Origin of the sequence: Tsukamurella sp. M9C (assembly GCF_020169415.1) — a bacterium.
Lineage (GTDB): Bacteria > Actinomycetota > Actinomycetes > Mycobacteriales > Mycobacteriaceae > Tsukamurella.
The window spans coordinates 1-6,351 of record NZ_JAIULG010000086.1 but is presented as its reverse complement, the minus strand read 5'-3'; the positions used below and the strand labels follow the sequence as shown (position 1 = coordinate 6,351).

Here is a 6,351-nt window from a genome sequence, read left to right as displayed (position 1 = left end):
CCGTCGTACCCGCCCGCGCAGCCGGCGTACCAGCCCCCGCCGGCCCAGCCGACCTACCAGCAGCCGCCCGCGTACCAGCCTCCGCCCGCGCAGCAGCCGCCCGCGTACCAGCCGCCCGCCTATCAGCAGCCGCCGGCACCGGCGTACCCGCCGGCCCAGCCCGCCTATCAGCAGCCCCCGGCCCCGGCGCCGGCCGCGCCGCCGGTGAACCTCTCCAAGATCACGCTGACCAAGTCCGCGCCCACCGTCTCGCTGGCGAAGTCCTCCGAGCGGCCGACCGGCACCATGCGCGTGAACCTGAACTGGACCCAGGGCAAGAAGGGCCTGTTCGGCGGAGGGAACGCCGTGGACCTGGACCTGGCGTGCTTCTACGAACTCCGCAACGGCGACCGCGGCGGCGTGCAGGCGCTCGGCAACTCGTTCGGCAGCATCGACCGGCCGCCGTTCATCCAGCTCGACGCCGACGACCGCTCCGGCCGGTCCCAGGGCGGCGAGAACCTGCACATCAACCTGGCGCACCTCGACGACTTCGTGCGGATCCTGATCTTCGCCTACATCTACGAGGGCACACCGAACTGGGCGTCCGCGAACGGCGTCGTCACCCTTTTCCCGCCCGGCGGGCCCGAGGTGGAGGTGCGCCTCGACAACCCGGACCGGCGCGCCATCTCCTGCGCCATCGCGCAGCTGCACGTGGTGAACGGCGAGCTCACGGTGACCCGCGAGGTGCAATACATCCACGGCTCGCAGCGCGCCGTCGCCGAGGCCTACAACTGGGGGCTGAACTTCACGCCCGGGAGGAAGTGACGCCCCCTACAGTGGCGGCGTACGAGGACGGGGAGGGGAGCCCATGCAGCTGAGATCGAAGACGAAACGCGTCGTCGAGGCGCACCTGAACAACAGCTCGATCCGCGCGATCAGCGGCTCGATGATCGCCTACGAGGGCCAGGTCAGCTTCAAGTCGGCCGGCTTCGGCGGGGGCGACGGCGTGGTGGCCGGGCTCAAGCGCCGCGCGACGGGCGAGGGCCTCTCGCTCATGGAGTGCACCGGCACCGGGGTGGTGTACCTGGCGCAGGACGCGGCCACCGTCACCGTCGTGGACCTGAACGGCGAGACCCTGCAGGTCGAGTCCGAGCAGCTGCTCGCGCTCACCCCGCAGCTCTCGACCAACGTGACCTTCGCCGGCGTGCGCGGCGGGGCGTCCGGGCAGGGCCTGTTCACCACGACGGTGACGGGGCACGGCCAGGTCGCGCTGCTCTCGCTCGGCGGGCCGCTGATCCACCTCGAGGTCTCGCCGCAGTACCCCCTGGTAGTGGACCCCGACGCCTTCGTCTGCGCGCGGGGGCAGCTCTCGCAGTCCTTCGTGACCGACGTGTCGTGGCGGTCCGTCATGGGCCAGGGCGGCGGCGAGGCCTTCTCCCTGCGCTGGGACGGCTCCGGCGTGGTCTCGATCCAGCCGGCGGAGAGGTAGGCGCGGTGTTCACCAAGGTCAACGGCAAGGTCGTCTCGATCGACCTCACGCGCTCCGGCCCCGTCATTGCACGCCGCGGCGCGATGCTCTTCTACACGGGGAACGTCTTCTTCCAGCCGCACCAGATCCCCGGCATGGGCGGCGGCATGGGCGGCGCGCTCGGCGGCATCGCCGGGATGGCCGGCCGGATGATGCAGGGCGAGCACGAGGCGACCATGGTCGCGCAGGGCAACGGCACCGTGCACTACGGCTTCCGCGGCCTCGAGGTCGAGGTGGTGGAGATGCCGCAGGGCGGCGACCTCCGCGTCGAGGCCTCCCGGCTGCTCGCCTACACCCAGGGCCTGCAGGCCTCGATCGTCTCCACCTCCGCGTCGGGCGGGGGCGGCGGCGGGGGCGGCATCATGGGCGCGCTGCGGTCCGCGGCGAGCGGCGTCGCGACGGGGCAGGGCATGTTCACCACGCAGCTCAGCGGCGTCGGAGCTGCCGCGATCCTCGGGCATGGCGGCTTCATCACGCTGGAGGTCGCGCCGAACCGTCCGGTCACCGTCGACCCGCAGGCCTTCGCCGCGGCGCTCGGCCCGGTCCAGACCAACCTGCGCTCCACCGTGAGCCTACGGAACATGGGCCGCACCGGCGGCGAGGCCTTCCAGCTCGACTGCACCGGTCAGGGTGTCGTCTACGTCCAAGCATCGGAGCACCGGCTGTGAGCGAACTCGACACGGTGTGGAACCCGCACACCCTCCCGGCGGGCGGCGACAACGTCCCGGGCAACCAGTACTCGTACTGCATCGACCTGATCAAGCCCTGGTTCCTGTCCAAGGGCGCGATGATCGCCCACTACGGGCAGATGACCTTCACCTCGCTGCAGCACGGCCTGCAGGGGCAACTGCTGCAGATGGTGGCGCAGCAGTTCTCCGCGCCGCTGTACCTCGGCGACTACGTCGTGGCCGAGGGCCACGGCAAGCTGATCATCGGCGACCGCGGCAACGACATCAACGCCTACGACCTCGAGGACAACGGCAACCTCACGATCCGCGCCGCGAACCTCCTGGCCTTCGAGCCGAACCTCTCACTGCAGCAGTCGATCGTGCCGGGTTTCGTGACGCTGATCGGCACCGGCCGGTTCCTCGCCTCGTCGAACGGGCAGGTCATGTTCGTCGAGCCGCCCGTGCGGGTGGACCCCGAGGCGCTCGTCGGCTGGGCCGACTGCCCCTCGCCGAGCCACCACTACGACCAGGCGTGGGTGACGAGCTTCGTCGCCGCCGCGGGCCGCGCGTTCGGCGTGAGCTCGGGCGAGGAGCGGCAGTTCGACTTCACCGGCTCCGGCACGGTGCTCGTGCAGTCCAGCGAGAAGGTGCTCGACGACCGGCACGTGGTCCGCAACATCACCGGGCAGCTCCCCGGCCTCTCGGCGGGCGGCCTGCGCGAGATCAACGCGTCCGTCCAGCAGCAGCTGGGGCAGCAGCAATAGCCCGGGCCGGCGGTCAGAAGCCGCCGAAGTCGCCCCCGCCGAAGTCCCCGCCGCCGAAGTCACCGAATCCGCCCCCGTCGGAGCCGAAGTCGCCGCCCCCGTCGGCACCGGCGTCGGCGGCACCGTCGACCCCCGGGTCGGCGAGGACGGCCGGGCCGACCCCGGCCATCCCGACGAACATCGAGCTGAACAGCAGGTAGCTGCCCATGCCCCAGGCTCCGGCGACGAGCGCGGGCTTCCACCAGGGCTCGCTGTACCAGCCCGCGGGCACCGGCCGGCCTGCGACGACGCCGCCGGGGTAGTAGTTCGGGGTGCGGTCCGACGGCGACGGCGAGGCGGTGAGCGCGCGGCCGTCGACGTCGACCGTCCGGTCCTCGGAGACGGAGCCCGCGGTGCGCTGGCCGTCGAGCTCGGGGATGGGCGGGCCGGGGTCCATGTCCATCGCGACCCGCGCGGCGCGCGCGTAGTAGAGGCCCTCGAGCGCGGTCTGCTTGGCGAGGCGGGCCTGCGCGGGCGTGTTCGCGCCCCCGACCTGCGCGCCGGCGGCCGTGTACCGCTCGCCCGCGTCGGCGAGCGCCTGCCGGGCGGCGTCGTTCGAGCCGACGAGGTTGTTCACCTGGCCGGCCAGCCGGTCGATGGCGGCGCGGGCGTCCGCCTGCGCGTCGGAGAGCGCGGTCGACCGGTTCCGGTTGCCGCGGATCACGAGCAGCACGATCAGGGCGAGGACGGCGACGGCGACGAGGATCAGCACGGGGTCCATGACCCGACGGTACCGAGATCGCCCGCTGCGAGGCTGACGAGAAGCTGTGCGATCCGGACTTTTCGCCCAGGGCGAAGGGGGTCGCTCGGGCACGACGAGGGCCCGCCACCCCACGGGTGACGGGCCCTACGACGGTGGCCGGACGTGCCGGCCGGGCGGGGACTAGTCCGCGCCGATGATGAACTCCTCGAGCTGCTTGCGCGCGACGTCGTCGGCGATCTGCTCGGGCGGGGACTTCATCAGGTACGCCGAGGCGGGGATCACGGGGCCGCCGATGCCGCGGTCCTTGGCGATCTTCGCGGCGCGCACGGCGTCGATGATGATGCCGGCCGAGTTGGGCGAGTCCCAGACCTCGAGCTTGTACTCCAGGTTCAGCGGCACGTCGCCGAAGGCGCGGCCCTCGAGGCGCACGTACGCCCACTTGCGGTCGTCGAGCCACTCGACGTAGTCCGACGGGCCGATGTGCACGTTCTTGTCGTGCACCTTGCCCGAGAGCGGACCGGTCAGGTTCGACGTGACGGCCTGCGTCTTGGAGACCTTCTTCGACTCGAGGCGGTCGCGCTCGAGCATGTTCTTGAAGTCCATGTTGCCGCCGACGTTGAGCTGGTACGTGCGGTCCAGCGTGACGCCGCGGTCCTCGAACAGCTTCGCCATCACGCGGTGGGTGATGGTGGCGCCGACCTGGCTCTTGATGTCGTCGCCGACGATCGGGACGCCGGCGTCGCGGAACTTCGCGGCCCACTCCGGGTCGGAGGCGATGAAGACGGGCAGCGCGTTGACGAAGGCCACGCCCGCGTCGATGGCGCACTGCGCGTAGAACTTGTCGGCCTCCTCGGAGCCCACGGGCAGGTACGAGACGAGCACGTCGACCTCGTTGTCCTTGAGCTGCTGGACGACGTCGACACCCTCGCCCGGCGCCTCCTCGATGGTCAGGCGGTAGTACTTGCCCAGCCCGTCGAGGGTGTGGCCGCGCTGCACGGTGACGCCGGTGGGCGGCACGTCGGCGATCTTGATGGTGTTGTTCTCGGACGCGTTGATGGCGTCGGAGAGGTCGAAGCCGACCTTCTTGCCGTCCACGTCGAACGCGGCGACGAACTCGACGTCGCGCACGTGGTACGGGCCGAACTTCACGTGCATGAGGCCCGGCACGGTGGCGTCGTCGGCCACGTCCTTGTAGTAGTGCACGCCCTGCACGAGCGACGAGGCGCAGTTGCCCACGCCGACGATCGCGACGCGCACCTTGGTGGAGTTGTCAGTCACCGTTGTTCCCTTCAGTCGGTGTCGGTCTTCGCGTCGGAGCGGGATTCGGCGGCGATCAACTCGTTGAGCCACCGCACCTCGCGCTCCGTCGTTTCCAGTCCCAGCTCGTGCAACTGCCGCGTGTACGTCTCGCTGGTCCCGCCGGCCGCAAGGGCCCGGCGGAGTTCCTCGCGCCGCTCCTCGACCTGCCGGCGGCGACCCTCGAGGATGCGCAGCCGGGCCTGGGCGGGAGTGGCGGTGAAGAAGGCGAGATGCACGCCGAACCCGTCGTCCGTGTAGTTCTGCGGACCGGTGTCGGCGACCAGGGCGGAGAACCGCTCCTTGCCGGCCGGGGTCAGTCCGTAGACACGGCGCGCGCGGCGCTTCGACGGGCCCGGTCCGTCCTCCTCGGCGATGTACCCGGCGTCCTGCGCGCGGCGCAGGGCGGGGTACAGCGATCCGTAGGAGAACGCGCGGAACGGGCCCAGCAGTTCCGTCAGCCGCTTGCGGATCTCGTAGCCGTGCATGGGGGAGTCGTGCAGGAGTCCCAGAACTGCGAGTTCGAGCACTGCTGCCTCCTTCCGTGCGCGGCGTCGAGCGGCTGACGCGAGTGGATCTATCTCATCAATCGATCGGCAGTTGTATCGCGCCGATATATAGAACGATACCTCAGGGGTGAACCGGCGATGAACGCCAGGCGGCGCGGCGCCGCGTCCGTGGCCCGCGACCGGGGCGGACGGTCCCGGGCGGTATGCCCTTGTCGCGGCGTCTCCCGGCCCGGCCACGTACATTGGATCCGTGCGGACGCAGAGGCAAACGGTGGACTACGCGCTGCAGCGGCGATCGCTGCTCGCGTCGGTCAACGCCGGGCGCACCGCCGTGAAGGCGGTGTGCGACGCCGATCCGTACCTCTTGCGTGCGGCCAAGTTCCACGGCCGGCCGTCCGAGGTGCTCTGCCCGATCTGTCGCAAGGAGCAGCTGACCCTGGTGTCCTGGGTGTTCGGTGAATCCCTCGGCGACGCCTCGGGCTCGGCCCGGACGGATGCCGAGCTCAGCGAGATGGAATCCACACGGGTGGAGTTCTCCGTGCATGTCGTGGAAGTGTGCAGGTCGTGCAACTGGAATCATCTGGTGCAGTCGTACGTGGCGGGCCTACCGCCGCGACCGCGGCGCAAGCGCCGCGCGGCCCCCGGCTGAACGAGCGGCGGCCGGACCGGCACGGAACGTACGAGACGACGATGAGACGAGCGGAGAACCAGCGGTGACGAACCCGGGTGGCAAGGACGAGCGGAACGGGGCGGCCGGAGGGCCGTCGCGGCCCGGAGGCCCCACCCCGCCGGTTCCGCCGCGCCCCGCGACGCCGCAGGCGGCGCCCACGACGCAGTTCCCCGTGGTCCCGCCGAGCGGCAAGGA

General features: G+C 71.1%; 8 protein-coding genes. 5 read left to right on the top strand and 3 right to left on the bottom strand.

What is annotated here, in order from left to right:
• From LB823_RS23355 to LB823_RS23340, 4 genes are all read left to right on the top strand, one after another.
• Positions 1-804, top strand: an 804-nt coding sequence (locus tag LB823_RS23355; protein ID WP_308011495.1) for a tellurium resistance protein, incomplete at its 5' end; no start/stop codon positions are given.
• 43 nt (positions 805-847) lie between these two features.
• On the top strand, positions 848-1,468 hold the full coding sequence (locus LB823_RS23350; RefSeq protein WP_224652119.1) for an AIM24 family protein: 621 nt from the start codon (positions 848-850) through the stop codon (positions 1,466-1,468).
• Between the two features lie 5 nt (positions 1,469-1,473).
• Positions 1,474-2,175 (top strand): AIM24 family protein, encoded by a 702-nt coding sequence (locus LB823_RS23345; protein WP_224652117.1) that lies wholly within the window; start codon positions 1,474-1,476, stop codon positions 2,173-2,175.
• Entirely contained in the window at positions 2,172-2,939 is a 768-nt protein-coding gene (locus LB823_RS23340; RefSeq protein WP_224652116.1) for an AIM24 family protein, read from the top strand. The genes LB823_RS23345 and LB823_RS23340 overlap by 4 nt, the downstream gene beginning before the upstream one ends.
• Positions 2,940-2,952: 13 nt before the next feature.
• On the opposite strand, the gene LB823_RS23335 is transcribed toward LB823_RS23340, so the two are convergent.
• The 3 genes from LB823_RS23335 to LB823_RS23325 form a co-directional block, all read right to left on the bottom strand.
• A complete protein-coding gene (locus LB823_RS23335; RefSeq protein ID WP_224652113.1) occupies positions 2,953-3,699 on the bottom strand; it encodes a DUF1542 domain-containing protein in 747 nt (248 codons plus the stop codon).
• Positions 3,700-3,861: 162 nt separating this feature from the next.
• A complete protein-coding gene (locus tag LB823_RS23330; protein WP_224652111.1) occupies positions 3,862-4,959 on the bottom strand; it encodes an inositol-3-phosphate synthase in 1,098 nt (365 codons plus the stop codon).
• Positions 4,960-4,970: 11 nt separating this feature from the next.
• Positions 4,971-5,507: a PadR family transcriptional regulator gene (locus tag LB823_RS23325; protein WP_068526204.1), complete on the bottom strand. Its 537-nt coding sequence runs from the start codon at positions 5,505-5,507 to the stop codon at positions 4,971-4,973.
• 229 nt (positions 5,508-5,736) lie between these two features.
• Here LB823_RS23325 and LB823_RS23320 point away from each other — a divergent pair, with 229 nt between their 5' ends.
• The gene (locus LB823_RS23320; RefSeq protein ID WP_068526203.1) at positions 5,737-6,135 is read left to right on the top strand and encodes a DUF5318 family protein; all 399 of its coding nucleotides are present in this window, start codon (positions 5,737-5,739) and stop codon (positions 6,133-6,135) included.
• Positions 6,136-6,351 lie beyond the last annotated feature (216 nt).